Origin of the sequence: Rhizobium sp. CF080 (assembly GCF_000282095.2) — a bacterium.
In the GTDB taxonomy this organism is placed as follows: domain Bacteria; phylum Pseudomonadota; class Alphaproteobacteria; order Rhizobiales; family Rhizobiaceae; genus Neorhizobium.
This window is the reverse complement of the sequence record NZ_AKKC02000014.1, coordinates 87,239-102,223: the sequence shown is the minus strand read 5'-3', so window position 1 is coordinate 102,223 and position 14,985 is coordinate 87,239. Positions and strand designations below refer to the sequence as shown.

Here is a 14,985-nt window from a genome sequence, read left to right as displayed (position 1 = left end):
GTTATTCGGCGGCCAGCAGCTGTTCTTTTTCTTCCGCCTCGTTGTCCTGCTTGTCTTCCTTGCGGCGCGAGGCATGCGCCAGTTCCTGATGGAACCGGGCTTCCTCGTGCACATGCGGCTTGGCGAAGCCGGCGATCAGAAGATAGGCGACGGGGGTGATGAACAGCGTCACCAGAACCGCAAAACCGAGGCCGCCGACAATCACCCAGCCGAGCGCGATACGGGCTTCCGCACCGGCGCCATGGGCGAGCAGCAGCGGCACGCCGCCGATGACGGTGGCGATCATCGTCATCATCACCGGGCGCAGACGGATCGCACAGGCGGTTTCGATCGCCTCGCGCACGCTGGCGCCACGGTCGCGGAGCTGGTTGGCGAACTCGACGATCAGGATGCCGTTCTTGGCCATGACCCCGACCAGGAGCACGAGGCCGATCTGGCTGTAGACGTTGAGGCTCGATCCGGTCAGCACCAGCGCGATCGCCGCGCAGGCGAGGCCGAGCGGCACGGTCGACATGATGATGATCGACGACAGCACGCTTTCGAACTGCGCGGCAAGCACCAGGAAGATGATCGCGATCGCAAAACCGAAGGTCATCAGCATGGCGTTGGAGTTTTCGCCGAGCGTCTTGGCTTCCGCCATCGGCATCAGCCGGACGCCGGCCGGCAGAAGCGGCTGGGCGATCGCCATGACCTGCTTGACCGCATCGCCGAGCGCGACGCCGTCGCGCAGGTTCGACGAGATGGCGACCGAGGCAAGCTGCTGTTCGCGGTTGAGCTGCGGCGCCACGGCGCCTTCCTTCAACGTCGCGATCGTCGACATCGGCACGATCTTGCCGTCGCCGGTCTTCAGGAAGATGTTTTCGAGATCGGTGGGGTCGTCGATCGGACGGGTCGTGGAAGTGAGCTTGACCGGCAGCGCATCGCCATTGACGAAGACGTCGACGACCGAGCGGCCTTCGAGCAGGGACTGCATGGCGGTCGACAGGCCGGTAATATCGATCCCGAGGTCGGAAGCCCGCTCACGGTCGATGGCGACCGAAAGCTGCGCCTGGGTCGGCTCGTTGGTGAGGCGCGGCGTATCGAAGAACCGGCCTCCCTCGCTTTCCATATGCGAGACCAGCTTGAGCGCCGTGGCGGTGAGCGCGTCGTAGTCGTTGCCGACCAGCGCCACCTGCAGGCCGTTTCCGGCGCCGCGGATCTTCAGGCTGTTCGCCTGCATGGTGAAGCCGCGCAGTGCCGGGACACGCAGGGCCGCCGCATTGACGTCGGCAGCGATCTCGTCCTGGCTGCGGGTTCGCTCGTCCCAGGGCGCCAGCGTCAGAACCATGAAGCCGCTATTGGTATTGCTGCCGAAACCCGAGATCGAGAAGACATTGGCGATCTCGCCGGAATCGCGCAGTGGCTTCAGGTTCTCTTCGAGACGCTGCATCTGGTCGCGGGTATAATCGAGGCTGACGCCCTGCGGGCTCGTGACGCGAAGCATGATCGTGGCGCGGTCTTCGCGCGGCGTCAGCTCGCTCTTGACGAGGCCGAAGACGTTGTAGGCGGCGATCGAGAAGATCACCGAGACGACGATGACGACCAGCGGCGCATTGAGGCAGAACCGGAGCGTCATCGCATACAGTTTTGCGAACGCATTGCCAAAGGCGCCGAGCAGACCATGATCTTCCTTGATCGGCTTGGTCAGCATGCGCGAGGCGAGCATCGGGCAGAGCGTCAGGGCGGTCACCGACGACAGGCCGACCGAAAAGGCGAGCACGAAGCCGAATTCCTTGAACAGGCCGCCGATCTGACCGGGCAGGAAGGACAGCGGAATAAAGACGGCCGCGAGCGTCGCGGTCGTGGCGATGACGGCGAAGAAGACTTCCTGGGTGCCGAGCACGGCGGCGGCGCGCGGTCCCATGCCTTCCGCCCGTCGTCGCACGATGTTTTCGAGCACGACGATCGCGTCGTCGACCACGAGACCGGTCGCCAGAACGATGGCGAGCAGTGTCAGGATGTTGATCGAGAAACCCACCAGATAGATCGCCACCAGCGTGCCGATCAGCGCCACCGGCATGGTGATCGCCGGGATGAGCGTCGCGCGCCAGTCGCGCAGGAACAGGTAGATGACCACGACGACCACCGCAGCCGACAGAATCAGCGCGATCTCGACTTCGTGCAGCGCGCCCTGGATGAAGATCGCGTCGTCGCCGGTGATGGCGATGCGGGTGCCTTCCGGCAGCGTCTTCTGCATCTCCGCGACGGCAGCCTTGACGCCCTCGGAGATGTTGAGCGTGTTCGACTGCGCCTGGCGGATGATGCCGAGGCCGACGCCCTGCACGCCGTTGGCGCGCAGCACGGTCGTGCCGTCGTCCGGGCCGAGCGCCACGGTCGCCACATCGCGAACGCGGACATTCGGGCCGATCAGGACGTTTTCGAAATCCTGCGGCGTGGTGAGGCTGGCGGTGGCGCGAACGACGATATCCTGCGTCGTGCTCTTCAGCGAACCGGCCGGAACGTCGAGTGCGGCACTCGACAGCGCCTTGGATACGTCGGCGACCGTCAGGCCGCGGCCGGCCAATGCCGCCTGATTGACATCGACGCGGAACACCTTGTCCTGGTCGCCATAGAGCTCGACATCGGCCACGCCTTCGACTGCGGCGAGCCGGTCGACGACCTCGTTGTTGACGAGCTGGGTGAGGTCCTCCATCGACAGTTTCGACGAGGTGACCGCAAGCCGCATTATGGCATCGGAATCGGCGTCGGCCTTGACGATGCGGGGCTCGTCGGCATCGTCGGGCAGCTGGTTGACGACGCGTCCGACCGCATCGCGCACGTCGTTTGCGGCTTCCGAAAGATCGACGGAATCGGAGAATTCCATCGTCACGCGGCTGGAACCGAACTGCGACTGCGAGGACAACGCCTTCAGGCCGGAGACGCGGGCGACCGCGCCTTCGATGACCTGGGTGACTTCCTGGTCCATCGTCTGCGGCGAGGCGCCGTCGTAATTGGTGCGCACGGTGATGACCGGCTGGTCGACGTCGGGCAGTTCGCGCACTTCGACGCCGGCGAGTGCAGCAAGACCCGCGACCACCAGGAGCGTGTTCAGAACCGCGGCAAGGATCGGCCGGCGGACGAAGAGGGCTGTAAAGCTCTGGCCGGATTTCTCCGCCTCGCCCTTTCCGTCGTCGTCGTGACCAAGGCTTGGGAGTTCGATCTTCATTGGCGCGCCACCTCAGCCGTTTCCGGTGCGCCGAGAATACGAACCGACGCCCCTTCCCTCACCCGTTGCAGACCTTCGGTTACGATCCTGTCGCCCTCTTTCAGCTCGGCGCCGACGAGGACAGCATCCGGATTGCGCTGAACGACGCGCACCCGGGTCTTGACCGATTTGTTGTCCCTTACCTGCCAGACATAGGAACCTTCGCCATCCCACTGGATGGCGAGCGGATCGACCGCGGGATAGCTTTCGCCCGCAAAGCGCATGCCGACATTGAAGGCCATGCCCGCGCGCAGCACGTCGCCGGGATTTTCGACCCGGGCGCGGATGCGCATCGTCCGGCTCGCCTGATCGATGCGGTTGTCGATCGCGTCGACCTTGCCCGAGAAGACCTGGCCCGGACGGGCGATCGAACTCGCCTCGACCGCCTGGCCCGGCTCGATCGCGACCGCGAAACGCTCCGGCGCCCAGAAGTCGACGAGGATGGCCGTGCGGTCGTCGACGGTGACGACATTGGTCTGGGTGGTGACGTTGTCGCCGATATTGACCGCGACGATGCCGGCAATGCCGTCGATCGGCGCGACGATGTCGCGGCGCTTGAGATTGAGTTCGGCGGTGGAGAGCGCCAGCCTTGCCGCCTGCTCGGCGATCTGGGCATTCAGCACATCGAGGCGCGAGAACGACTGGAGGTTCTTGTAGGAGGCGGACTTTTCCTGGGCGCTCTGCAGCGCGACCTGCGCCTTTTCGCGCTCGATCGTCTGCTCCTCGTCGTCGAGACGGGCAAGAACCTGGCCCTTGGTGACCTTCTGGCCGGATGTCACCATGATCTCGTTGATCGTGCCGGAAGACTGCGGCATGACGACGACGGACTGGATCGCCTCGCCGCTGCCGATTGCCGAGAGACGGTCGTTGACGGTGCCGATCACCACCGGCTGGGCGACGACGAGGGTGGCGCGATTGCCGCCCTGGCCTCCACCCTGCCCGCCTGCCCCGCGCTGGCCGTTACCGGCATTGCCTTGTGCACCGCCCTGCCCCTGTTGCCGCGCCGCAGCATTGCCGTTTGCCCCGCCGGTTGCCGGGGATGCGGACGGGGTTGCCGGCTTCGGGCTGACGGCGGCGATCATCTCACCGGGCACGCCCATCTTGGCAAGGGTTTCCCCGGCGCTCGGCACCAGGTAGACCCACAGAGCAAGCGCTCCCGCGAGGACTACGAGACAGAGCAGAAGCTGTTTCCAAATCCGCATTCAATTCTCCGACGGAGGCACGACAAGGCCATATTGCCGCAGAGTATCCTTTTTTGCGGGTGCTCACGCAATGGGTCATCGGCAACCTTACGGAAATGTAACCTCACGAAATTTCACGGATATGTTAGATCGAAGGCATACATATCCTCCTGAAATTGCTCGTTTCGCAGAGGGCAACCGCCAGCCTCTTCACACTTTAGCCTTGCCTTATGTGGAGACTTGGAATGAAAGCAGAACATTTTCTGGCCTTTCAGGTCCGAATCACTACATTGGCCGCATGACGAATAGTTTCGACGACATTCCGTTCTTCGACGAGGAACCGCAGCACCCGCAGGCGCCGCGCAACAAGGCCCAGACCCCCGCGCCCGCACCAGCCGCGGGCAATGGCGGCCTCGGCATCGCCGCGCGCGCCATGGCGGCCCGCGACCAGCACCGTGCGCCAGACTATCTCGCCGGCCTCAACCCGGAACAGCGCCAGGCGGTCGAGACGCTGGACGGCCCGGTTCTCGTGCTCGCGGGCGCGGGCACCGGCAAGACGCGCGTGCTGACCACCCGCATCGCCCATATCCTGGCGACCGGCCGCGCCTTCCCGTCGCAGATCCTTGCGGTCACCTTCACCAACAAGGCGGCGCGCGAGATGAAGGAACGCATCGGCGTTCTGGTCGGCGGCGCGGTCGAGGGCATGCCCTGGCTCGGCACCTTCCACTCGATCGGCGTGAAACTGCTGCGCCGCCACGCGGAACTGGCGGGCCTTCGCTCCGATTTCACCATTCTCGACACCGACGACGTGGTGCGGCTGATCAAGCAGCTCATCCAGGCCGAGGGGCTGGATGACAAGCGCTGGCCTGCAAAACAGTTCGCCGGCATGATCGACACCTGGAAGAACAAGGGCCTGACGCCGCCGGACATTGCCGAGGGCGACGCCCGCGCGTTTGCCAACGGCAAGGGCCGCGAACTCTACGCCGCCTATCAGGCGCGGCTGCGCACCCTGAACGCCTGCGATTTCGGCGATCTCCTGCTGCACCCGATCGCGATCTTCCGCAAGAACCCGGATCTCTTGAAGGAGTATCACGGAAAATTCCGCTATATCCTGGTCGACGAGTATCAGGACACCAACACCGCGCAGTACATGTGGCTGCGTCTGCTTGCCCAGCGACCGAAGGACATTCCCCAGAACGTCTGCTGCGTCGGCGACGACGACCAGTCGATCTATGGCTGGCGCGGCGCCGAAGTCGACAACATCCTGCGCTTCGAGAAGGACTTTCCGGGCGCGAAAGTGATCAAGCTGGAGCGCAACTACCGCTCCACCGAACACATCCTCGGCGCCGCCGGCCACCTGATCGCCCATAACGAGGGCCGGCTCGGGAAAACGCTGTTCACCGACCGCTCCGACCCCGACGACGAGAAGGTGGTGGTGCATGCCGCCTGGGATTCGGAAGAGGAAGCGCGCGCCGTCGGCGAGGAGATCGAGAACCTTCAGCGCGGCAAGCACAAGCTCAACGACATGGCGATCCTGGTGCGCGCGTCGTTCCAGATGCGCGAGTTCGAAGACCGGTTCGTGACACTGGGCCTCAACTACCGCGTCATAGGCGGCCCGCGCTTCTACGAACGGCTCGAGATCCGCGATGCGATGGCCTATTTCCGCATGGTCTGCCAGCCTTCCGACGACCTCGCCTTCGAGCGGATCATCAACACCCCGAAACGCGGCCTCGGCGACACGACGGTGCGCTACCTGCACGACTATGCGCGTGGCCGCGATATCCCCATGCTGCAGGCCGCCGCCGACATCATCGAGACCGACGAGCTGAAGCCGAAGGCGCGCAAGGCGCTGTTCGACGTGGTCACCGATTTCCGCCGCTGGCAGAGCCTGCTCGAAAACATGGCTCACACCACGCTTGCCGAGCAGATCCTCGACGAGAGCGGCTATACCGCCATGTGGCAGAACGACAAGTCGGCTGAAGCGCCGGGACGGCTGGAAAACCTCAAGGAACTCGTGCGTTCCATGGAGGCCTTCGAGAGCATGCGTGGCTTCCTCGAGCACGTCTCGCTGGTCATGGATGCCGAGACCAACGAAAACCTCGATGCCGTCTCGATCATGACGCTGCATTCGGCCAAGGGCCTGGAATTCGACACCGTCTTCCTGCCCGGCTGGGAGGAAGGCCTCTTTCCGCACCAGCGGGCACTCGACGAGGGCGGCCGCTCAGGCCTGGAGGAGGAACGCCGCCTCGCCTATGTCGGCCTGACGCGCGCAAAGCACCGATGCCACATCTGGTTCGTCTCGAACCGCCGCATCCACGGCCTGTGGCAATCGACCATGCCGTCGCGCTTCCTCGACGAACTGCCGGCCGCCCATGTGGATGTCGCAGCCTCGGACAGCAATTACGGCGGTTATGGCGGCCGCGGCGGCTACGGCCAGTCGCGTTTCGACAAGGCCGATCCCTTCACCAACAATTACGCGACGCCCGGCTGGAAACGCGCCCAGGCCAACAGGACCGACGCCACTCGCGACAACTGGGGCACCCGCTCCGGCCACGCCGTGGAACGCATCGGCTACGGCGAAAGCGGCCCGCGCACGCGAACAATCGACGGCGAACTGGTGGCCAAGTCGGTGGCCGACACGCCGTCGCAATTCTCGGTGGGCGACCGGGTGTTTCACGTCAAGTTCGGGAACGGCAATATCTCCGCGATCGAGGGGAACAAGCTGACGATCGAGTTCGACCGGGCCGGACAGAAGCGGGTGCTAGAGGGGTTTGTGGAGCGGGTGTGAGGGTTGAATCACAGACCGGAATGGATTATTTTATGCAGCCTGGGCTGACGTGGCTTGACGGTCTTTCAAGTCAGCTATTTTTCTGGAAGTCCGAAGAAAAAAGGAAATTCGAAATGTCGAAGCCCGTTCCGCCGCCTTATTAAGATTTCATTTAGCGCCTGGTCCGACTTGATGCGCAGGTCGTCAAGATTTTTGTCTTTCCAATCCGGCGGCACGTGACGATCAGCCGCCTTGATTTTCTCTGATTTATACCTCTTATCTTTGGCCTCTTCTTCCTGCCTGGGGTTCAGGATGACCGGCGGGTCGAGATGGTGCCTTTTGGTCACCCAAAACAATCGAGACAATCCGATCCCTGCATTTTGCAGAAAAACGAGAGCCAAAGGCTTGTCGGACGCTCTCAGTGCTTTCAGGGAATGCTCTGCATAGCTGTAGGTGTCCAATCCGATCTGCTGAGTGATGAAGTAAGCATTGAGCTTTCGACTGGGCTCAAGGCCTGCAAATGTGTCGCCGCTTATATTGTCGCACATGCTGTCGAAAAGTTCGGAATAGGCAAGAAACAGACGCACCGTATATATCTCACGCGGCCGCAGCCAATGGATATAGGTCATTATATCCTTGGAATCCTTGTCTTCCGAGGTGCCGAAATTGAACTTGAACTTGTCGTCACCCTGGATCAGCCTGGTTACCCATTTCTCCATCTCGGCGTGACTGAAATTCTTGTCGAAGGTGTTCTTCCAAATATCCACGTCGTAGACGTAGCGGACCAGTGCGGAACGATATTTCTTCCGTTCCTCGTAGAACGACTGGAGGCCCTGGATGGCCAGCTTGCCGACATAGCCGAGAACGGCCACCAGCGCCGTCAGCAGCGCCAGCGCCACCGAGCCGACAAGGCTGTCGGCCGGGATCTCCTTCTGCGAACCGGTCAGGAAGTCGATCGCCGCATTGATCTGCGCCACGACGACGTTGACATAATTGGTCAAGAATTCGAGCACGCCCCATACCCCGATATTCTTTCGCGAAGATCAGGAGAGAGTAGAAACAAAGGCGATTTCAAGTCAAGGCGCGACGATATCCGGCATGGTTGCCCTTAGATCAGCGCAGCCCGACCGAGGCCAGAAAGGTATCGACGTCGCCGGTATAGGCGCTGTCTTTGCCGAGATCGATATTGATCTCGCCGTGGCGCATCGCGACGGGCAGGACTTTCTGGCGGCCACCGGCTTTCTTCGCGAAAGCTTCAGCTTGGTCGCAGGAGATCTTGCGCAGGCTGGAGCAGACCAGCAGCATGGGCGGGGTAGCTCCCTTCAGCTGCAAGCTCGGGGATGCCTTTGCCCAGAAATCCGGATCGCTGCCAAAAGCGTTGTCGTAGAGCTTTGGATGGCGGTCGCGCATGATCGCGGTCACGTCGTAGGCGGCGCTGTCGAGGGCCACGGTGCCGGACCAGGGCCTGGCGCCCGCCTTTTCGGCGATGGTGCGGTCGGCGGAGATCAGCGCGACCAGATGGGCGCCGGCGGAATGGCCCATCAGCACCAGTTTCGCGGGATCGCCGCCCCAGGACGGTGCCTGGCGCTGGACGGCGGCGAGTGCCGCCGCGACATCGGCGGCCTGGGCCAGCGGATCGGCCTGCGGCATCAGGCGGGTCGCGACCGAGACGAAGACGTACCCCTTCGGCAGCCAGTGGGCCACCTTGTTGTCGACAACGCCGGCCGCCGATTTCGAGCCGGCCGCCCAGGCGCCGCCATGCACCATGACAATGACGGGTGCATTCGGAGACGGTCCGGGCTTCTGCGCCAGGTAGACGTCCATGCGCTGGGCAGCAGCCTTGCCATAGGCGACGTCGCGCAGCACTCTCACACCCGCCGGCACGCCGGCAGTGCGCTGGCGGGCAGCAGGCCCGCCTGCCTCCGACTGCCCCTGCATGCCGTCGGCGATCGCGGTGCGGCAGTCGTCGGAGAGCTGCGAAGCGTGATCGCGCATGCACTGGGCGATGCGTCGGCCGCCCGGCTGGACGCCGGCGCAGAGGCTGCGCATGTCGCTGCGGCAGGCCTGCAACATGGTCCTGAGGTTTTGGCGGTCGGATTGCTGGGCGGCGGCAGGCTGGCCGATGGCAGCGACCAGGCAGGCAAAGGCGGCGAAGAAATGGCTTGGGTTCAGGTGGATTTGGGTCAGGCGGGCGAGCGGCATGTCATGCTCCATCGGGATCTTCGGTGTGGCAATCGGCGGGCTTCGGGGCGAGGCATTCCAGAAGCCGATTCCGGTTATTCTGCGCATGTTTGTTTCTCAATTATTTCAAACGGCTTTCCCGTCGAAAAAGAGGTGGGCCGCGTTGCGCCGGCTTCGGCGGGGCGCTACGTCTGCGGGCAGATGACGGACAAGGGAGCGGCCGATGTTTCTGACCAACCAGGATGTGGTGGATCTCACCGCATGGCGGCGTAAGCTGCATGCCATGCCGGAGATATCCGGCGAGGAGATCGCAACGGCGGCGGAGGTGCAGAACTTTCTCGCGGATACGAAGCCGGACCGGATCGTGACCGGTCTCGGCGGCACCGGCGTCGCGGTCGTCTATGACAGCGGTCTTACCGGCCCGACCGTGCTGTTCCGCGCCGAGCTGGACGCGCTGCCGATCGAGGAGGTCGGCACGCCGGATTATCGCTCGACGGTTCCCGGCAAGGGCCATATGTGCGGGCACGACGGCCACATGACCATGCTGGCGTCGCTTGGACGGCAGTTCGGCCGGGAAAGGCCGAAGCGCGGCCGCGTCATCCTGCTGTTCCAGCCGGCCGAAGAGACCGGCGCCGGTGCGGCGGCGGTCATCGCCGACGAAAAATTCCAGGACCTGGTGCCGGATTACAGCTTTTCCCTGCACAACATGCCCGGCCTGCCGCTCGGTCGCGCCTGGTTGAAGCAGGGGATCGTCAATTGCGCGTCGCGTGGCCTGCGAATCTCGCTTCTCGGGCGCACGGCGCATGCCTCCATGCCGGAAACGGGCATCTCCCCGGTCCCGACGGTCGCAGCGCTGATGCCGGCGCTGACGGCCCTGAGCGAAGGCTCGATCGCAACCGGCGACATGGTGCTGGCAACAGTGACGCATGCCTCGGTCGGCGAACCGGCCTTCGGGATTGCGCCCGGCCATGCCGAAGTCTGGGTGACATTGCGCAGCATGACCGACAGCCAGATGGAGGCGTTGACGACCACGGCCGAAGACCTGGTCCGCGATATCGCCGCAGCCGGCAGCCTCGAATACGAGATGGACTATCACGACATCTTCGGCCACTGCGAAAACGATGCGGAGGCAACCGAAATGCTGCGGGCGGCGATAGATACCGAGGGCGTTTCCCATGAGGAGGGCGAAACGATGCGCGGCTCGGAGGATTTCGGCCGCTTCGCGGCCGTATCGAAATCGGCGATGTTCTTCCTGGGTGCCGGCGAAAACATGCCGAACCTGCACAATCCGAACTATGATTTTCCCGACGACCTGATCCCGATCGGCACGAAGATTTTTATGCGCGTGGCGCGGGATATTCTCGGCTGAGGTGCTTGCAGGTGACGCCTTCATCCGGCGTCACCATCATGGCTCCGACTAGGCGTCGTTATTGCCGAACAGTTTGGCCATGAAACCGCCATTGGTGCCGCGGCCGGGGCGCTTGCCGTCCCACTTGGGCACGATCACCATATGGGTGATATCGCCGCGCTGGAAGGCTTTCAGGAACGCGGGATAGTCTGCAAACGCGACGCAGCCGTGCGAGTCGCCGCGCACCCGAAGCAGGAAGCTGTGGGCGAGCAGGCCGGTGCGGCCCTGCGGCGCCTTGCCGTCGACCGGCGTCAGACGGATCGCGGCGACGCCGTGGAACAGCTTTTCGCGCATCGACAGCTTGTAGGTGCCGGGGGGAGTCGGGCCACGCATCGTCACATGCGTAAAGTTCGGGTTGTCGCGCATCTTGCCGATGCCGGAATGCGCCTCGAGCTTCGAGCCGTTCGGCATATAGACCATGCCGCCGGAAATATCGTAGATGGCGACTTTGGTGCCGATTCCGGGCCAGGCGGGCGCGGATTGCGACGGACGGGTCGGCTCCTCGCGCATCGGATTGTCGGGCTTGGCAAACGCGAGCGCCGTCGGCTTGTCGTCGTCGTCATTCGCCTTTGCGGGCTTTTGCGGCGCGACCGCAGCGATGGCGGCAAGCGCTGCCGGCTTGGCGGGCTTGTCGATGGCAGAGCCCGGACGGATCACCGGCAGCGGACCAGCCTTCGGCAGGGCATAGGAAGGCGCTGCGGGAACGGCCTCCTCGACCACCGCGACTTCGCTCTCGTCGGTGTCGTCTGCGTCTTCTTCCAGGGCGGTTTCTTCAAGCGCGGCCATCTCGACCGGCTTCATGTCTTTCAGCCCCGCGACGGTGGTAACCGTCTGGGCATCCTGGATCATGTCCGGCAAGGCGCCGCCGGCGGCACGGGGCGCCACGACGACGAGGCTTTCCATCGCCGGTGCGAGCACGGCGCGGATGGCATTGGCGTCCGGACGGATCTTTTCGAGCGCGGCGAACTGCTGCTGGTGTTCCTGATGGCGGGCGGCCTTGGCCATCGCGAGGTTGAGCACCTGGCTGACGCTCGAAACATCCGGCTTGCGGGCTTCGAGGGCGGCCATATCGGCGCCGGCGAGGCGCTTGCCCTTCGGTTCGGCGGAGGATCTGCCCGGCAGGCGGGAGAACTTCGAAACGTCGATTTCACGTTCGCGCGACATGGCTGCCGGAGCGGCAAAAGCGATCGGCTTGGTCAGCGCCGTTTCGAATTTGACATCGGAAGCCGACTTCACCGCGGTCGCCATGGTAACCATCGACGCACCCATCAGGGCTGCTACCGTCAGGCCGAAACCGACCGTGACATTGACCAGGAGAGAGCGGGATTTCTTGCGGCGTTGAGGAGCCTTGCCTGCATGCCTGCCATTCACCGACGTATGGACTGAACGCGCCATCACTCGTTACCCGAACCGTTACTCACACCGGCAGGCATCGCTTCCGCGAGACCGCCAACACAACCCTGACGAGCGCTGAGCAAACGAAGATTTTGCTCACTGCCGCCTATCGACTGCATGTGAGGATGAACGATTATGGTAACCAATGTCTTTACGCCGCCCCGATTTGGTTTCGGTGGTGCACATAAAAGCGCATGCCGTCGGAAGTTTAACCGAATTGCGGCAACAGGGTGTCCCCCGGGGGCGCAATTGAGGCTAGTCAAGCCAGCGACCGTTGCTGTTTAGCCACAAAATCTCATTCTTTCAAGGCTTGATACGATTTTTATACCAATTCATTCCCCTGCCCCCGGATCCCTTCGGCCACATGTTGCGACAGGAGCACCCTGGCGATGTCCATCACCGCGCGGACCCGAGGTGTATACCGAAGCCGTTCATGGGTGATCAGCCAGATCTCCGCAGCAGGTGGCATCAGAGGTCGAAAGCAGTAAACCAGGTCGTCGTCGCCGGCCGCCACGAACTCCGAAAACAGCCCTATCCCCAGTCCACTGCGAATACTCGACAGCGTTGCAGCGACCGTGTTCTGGCGAACCACGATCGCCCTCTCCGGATAGTTTTCCCGCACCCACAGAACAGCCGGATGATCCTTAATATGCGGGTCGATGGCGATCAGCGAATGACGGTCGAGATCGCCCACATCGCGCGGCACGCCGTGCCGGTCCGCATAGGCGCGGCTGCAATAGAGGCTCCAGATATCGTCGGTGATCCGCACGCCGACGAGGCCCGCTTCGGTCGGACGCGTGCCGGCGCGCAGCGCGATGTCGGCGTCCCCCCGTGTCAGATCCAGCCGGCTGTCGGTGGTCACCACGTCCAGGCTGAGATTGGGATGCGCGGCCTTGAGCCGGCTAATCAGCAACGGAAGGAAGCGGCCGGCGAGAACGTCGTTGGTGGTGAAGCGCACGCTGCCGCTTATGTCGCGGGAAACCGCGTCCATGGCATTGGAGAACGCCGTCATGGCATCGCGCACCGCGGTCGCCGGGCCGACCAGCGTCCGGCCGATATCGGTCAGATCGTAGCCGGTGCGTTTCTTGTCGAAGAGTTCGACGCCGAGATCCTGTTCCAGGCCGGCGATCCGCCGCGACACCGTGCTCTGGCTCACCTTCAGCAGGCGCGAAGCCGAAAGCGTCAAGCCCGTCTCGGCCACGGCGAGCAGAAAGCGCAGGTCGTCGTAGTTCAACTGGCCCATCGGTCGGTTATGCAAAAACGGTGAACGGACAAGCAAAAACGGTGTTTGCGGTTATTTGGCCGCCAACCTACACGCCTTTTATTTCCGGCGGAACTGACCTTGCTGCCCATTCCCCCGGCACTTTCCCGTTCAACAGATTGGCCCGTTCAACAGATTGCCAAGGACAGAACCCATGCCGAGAGCGCTCGTGCCTGCCCATACCAGGATCGTCAATCACTTCAACAAGGAAACCTTCGTGTTCACCGACCCGGTGGAAAGCGAGGCACTGTCCAAATTCGACGTCATCCTCGAAAAGGGTGGCTCGGGCGGCGGCAATGCGATTGCCCATATCCATCCGAACGCGGACGAATATTTCCACGTCCACACGGGCCGGCTGATGGTCATGATCGATGGCGTCGAACATTTCGCCGATGCCGGCGAAACCGTCATGGTGCCGCGCGGCAAGGCGCATTTCTTCCGCAATGCCAGTGACGGCGAGACTCATGCCACGGTGTCGTTCACGCCCGGCCAGAAGCACCTGCGTTTCTTCATCAACCTTGCCGCATCGACGGTGCTGGCCCCGGAGGGCTTTTCACCGGCCGGCGACCCGAAGCTGCTGGCTATCGCACTGAAACTCCACGCCTATCGCGATCATCTCTATCTCGCCGGCCCGCCGATCTGGGTGCAGAAGCTGATGTTCGCCGTGCTGGCCCCGATTGCCAGGCTGGTGGGCTATCGGCTGATCGTCGCGCCCATCGACGATCCGATCGACAAGGACGAGATTCTCAAGCTCGCGACCGAACCGCGCTGACTATTGCACTGCAGAACATATCGGCCTTGATCCCGTCCTCCGCCCTTGGCATCCTCAGTCGATCCAGGAATCGGAGGACGACCGATGAAAGCGCTGCTCCTGATCGACATCCAGAACGGTTTTTGCCCCGGCGGCAACCTGCCCGTCGCCCATGGCGACGAGATCGTGCCGATAGCGAACCAGCTGATCGAAGGCGGCGGCTACGACGTGATCGTCGCCTCGCAGGACTGGCATCCGCAAAACCACGGCAGTTTTGCCTCCAGGCATGCCGGCAAGAAACCGTTCGATATGGGTGAACTGTCGGGCAAACCCCAGGTCATGTGGCCGGATCATTGCGTGCAGGGCACGCCGGATGCGGAATTCCACCCCGACCTCAATATCGAGGCGGTGGACTATATCCAGCAGAAGGGCGAGAACCCCGCGGTCGACAGCTATTCCGCCTTCCGCGACAACGACCAGGCCGCGATAACCGGCCTTGCCGGCTATCTGAGAGCCCAGCAGGTGACCGAACTCGATGTTTGCGGGCTTGCGACCGACTATTGCGTGAAATTCTCGGCGCTCGACGCGCTGGAAATGCTGCCGGGCGTGAAGGTCCGCTTCATCAAGGATGCAAGCCGCGGCATCGATCCGCAAGGCGTCAAGAACGCCGTCGCCGAAATGAAGGAGAAAGGCATCGGCATCGTTTCGAGCAAGGACATCCTTCGAGACTGACGCCGGAGTTGGACGAACCCGACTGTTCAGCGGAATCGATCATTGCATCAGCCCAATTGAATTGC

At 63.1% G+C, this 14,985-nt stretch carries 10 protein-coding genes; 4 read left to right on the top strand and 6 right to left on the bottom strand.

Going from position 1 to position 14,985, the window contains the following annotated elements:
* Position 1: 1 nt before the first annotated feature.
* Together PMI07_RS26210 and PMI07_RS26205 are read right to left on the bottom strand one after the other, a co-directional pair.
* Positions 2–3,205 (bottom strand): efflux RND transporter permease subunit, encoded by a 3,204-nt coding sequence (locus PMI07_RS26210; protein ID WP_007775039.1) that lies wholly within the window; start codon positions 3,203–3,205, stop codon positions 2–4.
* Positions 3,202–4,446, bottom strand: a complete 1,245-nt coding sequence (locus PMI07_RS26205) for an efflux RND transporter periplasmic adaptor subunit (protein WP_007775041.1) — start codon at positions 4,444–4,446, stop codon at positions 3,202–3,204. Before PMI07_RS26205 ends, PMI07_RS26210 begins: the two co-directional genes overlap by 4 nt.
* A gap of 277 nt (positions 4,447–4,723) precedes the next feature.
* On the opposite strand from PMI07_RS26205, the gene PMI07_RS26200 reads away from it, so the two are divergent.
* Positions 4,724–7,213 (top strand): UvrD-helicase domain-containing protein, encoded by a 2,490-nt coding sequence (locus tag PMI07_RS26200; RefSeq protein WP_024164173.1) that lies wholly within the window; start codon positions 4,724–4,726, stop codon positions 7,211–7,213.
* Positions 7,214–7,287: 74 nt separating this feature from the next.
* Here PMI07_RS26200 and PMI07_RS26195 read toward each other — a convergent pair whose 3' ends face one another.
* Entirely contained in the window at positions 7,288–8,205 is a 918-nt protein-coding gene (locus tag PMI07_RS26195; protein WP_007774313.1) for a hypothetical protein, read from the bottom strand.
* A 100-nt stretch (positions 8,206–8,305) separates the two neighbouring features.
* Positions 8,306–9,481: an alpha/beta hydrolase gene (locus PMI07_RS26190; RefSeq protein ID WP_024164172.1), complete on the bottom strand. Its 1,176-nt coding sequence runs from the start codon at positions 9,479–9,481 to the stop codon at positions 8,306–8,308.
* Between the two features lie 115 nt (positions 9,482–9,596).
* Here PMI07_RS26190 and PMI07_RS26185 point away from each other — a divergent pair, with 115 nt between their 5' ends.
* Complete coding sequence (locus PMI07_RS26185) at positions 9,597–10,742, top strand: amidohydrolase (protein ID WP_007766444.1); 1,146 nt, start codon at positions 9,597–9,599, stop codon at positions 10,740–10,742.
* Positions 10,743–10,790: 48 nt separating this feature from the next.
* Here the strand turns inward: PMI07_RS26185 and PMI07_RS33825 are convergent, their stop codons facing one another.
* Positions 10,791–12,176 carry a tlde1 domain-containing protein gene (locus PMI07_RS33825; RefSeq protein ID WP_007766441.1) on the bottom strand — a complete coding sequence of 462 codons (1,386 nt, stop codon included), beginning with the start codon at positions 12,174–12,176 and terminating at the stop codon, positions 10,791–10,793.
* A gap of 322 nt (positions 12,177–12,498) precedes the next feature.
* Positions 12,499–13,410, bottom strand: a complete 912-nt coding sequence (locus tag PMI07_RS26175) for a LysR family transcriptional regulator (protein WP_197032565.1) — start codon at positions 13,408–13,410, stop codon at positions 12,499–12,501.
* Between the two features lie 181 nt (positions 13,411–13,591).
* Between PMI07_RS26175 and PMI07_RS26170 the strand changes: the two genes are divergently transcribed.
* Both PMI07_RS26170 and pncA read left to right on the top strand, forming a co-directional pair.
* Entirely contained in the window at positions 13,592–14,209 is a 618-nt protein-coding gene (locus PMI07_RS26170) for a cupin domain-containing protein (protein ID WP_024164171.1), read from the top strand.
* An 84-nt stretch (positions 14,210–14,293) separates the two neighbouring features.
* Positions 14,294–14,920: a bifunctional nicotinamidase/pyrazinamidase gene (gene pncA, locus PMI07_RS26165; RefSeq protein ID WP_007768478.1), complete on the top strand. Its 627-nt coding sequence runs from the start codon at positions 14,294–14,296 to the stop codon at positions 14,918–14,920.
* The last annotated feature ends 65 nt before the right edge of the window (positions 14,921–14,985 follow it).

Excerpts from the sequence above, each read along its gene's own strand:
- PMI07_RS26170 (WP_024164171.1), top strand. The coding sequence starts at position 13,592 with ATGCCGAGAGCGCTCGTGCCTGCCCATACCAGGATCGTCAATCACTTC.
- PMI07_RS33825 (WP_007766441.1), bottom strand. The coding sequence starts at position 12,176 with ATGGCGCGTTCAGTCCATACGTCGGTGAATGGCAGGCATGCAGGCAAG.
- PMI07_RS26205 (WP_007775041.1), bottom strand. The coding sequence starts at position 4,446 with ATGCGGATTTGGAAACAGCTTCTGCTCTGTCTCGTAGTCCTCGCGGGA.
- PMI07_RS26210 (WP_007775039.1), bottom strand. The coding sequence starts at position 3,205 with ATGAAGATCGAACTCCCAAGCCTTGGTCACGACGACGACGGAAAGGGC.
- PMI07_RS26200 (WP_024164173.1), top strand. The coding sequence starts at position 4,724 with ATGACGAATAGTTTCGACGACATTCCGTTCTTCGACGAGGAACCGCAG.
- pncA (WP_007768478.1), top strand. The coding sequence starts at position 14,294 with ATGAAAGCGCTGCTCCTGATCGACATCCAGAACGGTTTTTGCCCCGGC.
- PMI07_RS26185 (WP_007766444.1), top strand. The coding sequence starts at position 9,597 with ATGTTTCTGACCAACCAGGATGTGGTGGATCTCACCGCATGGCGGCGT.
- PMI07_RS26190 (WP_024164172.1), bottom strand. The coding sequence starts at position 9,481 with ATGCGCAGAATAACCGGAATCGGCTTCTGGAATGCCTCGCCCCGAAGC.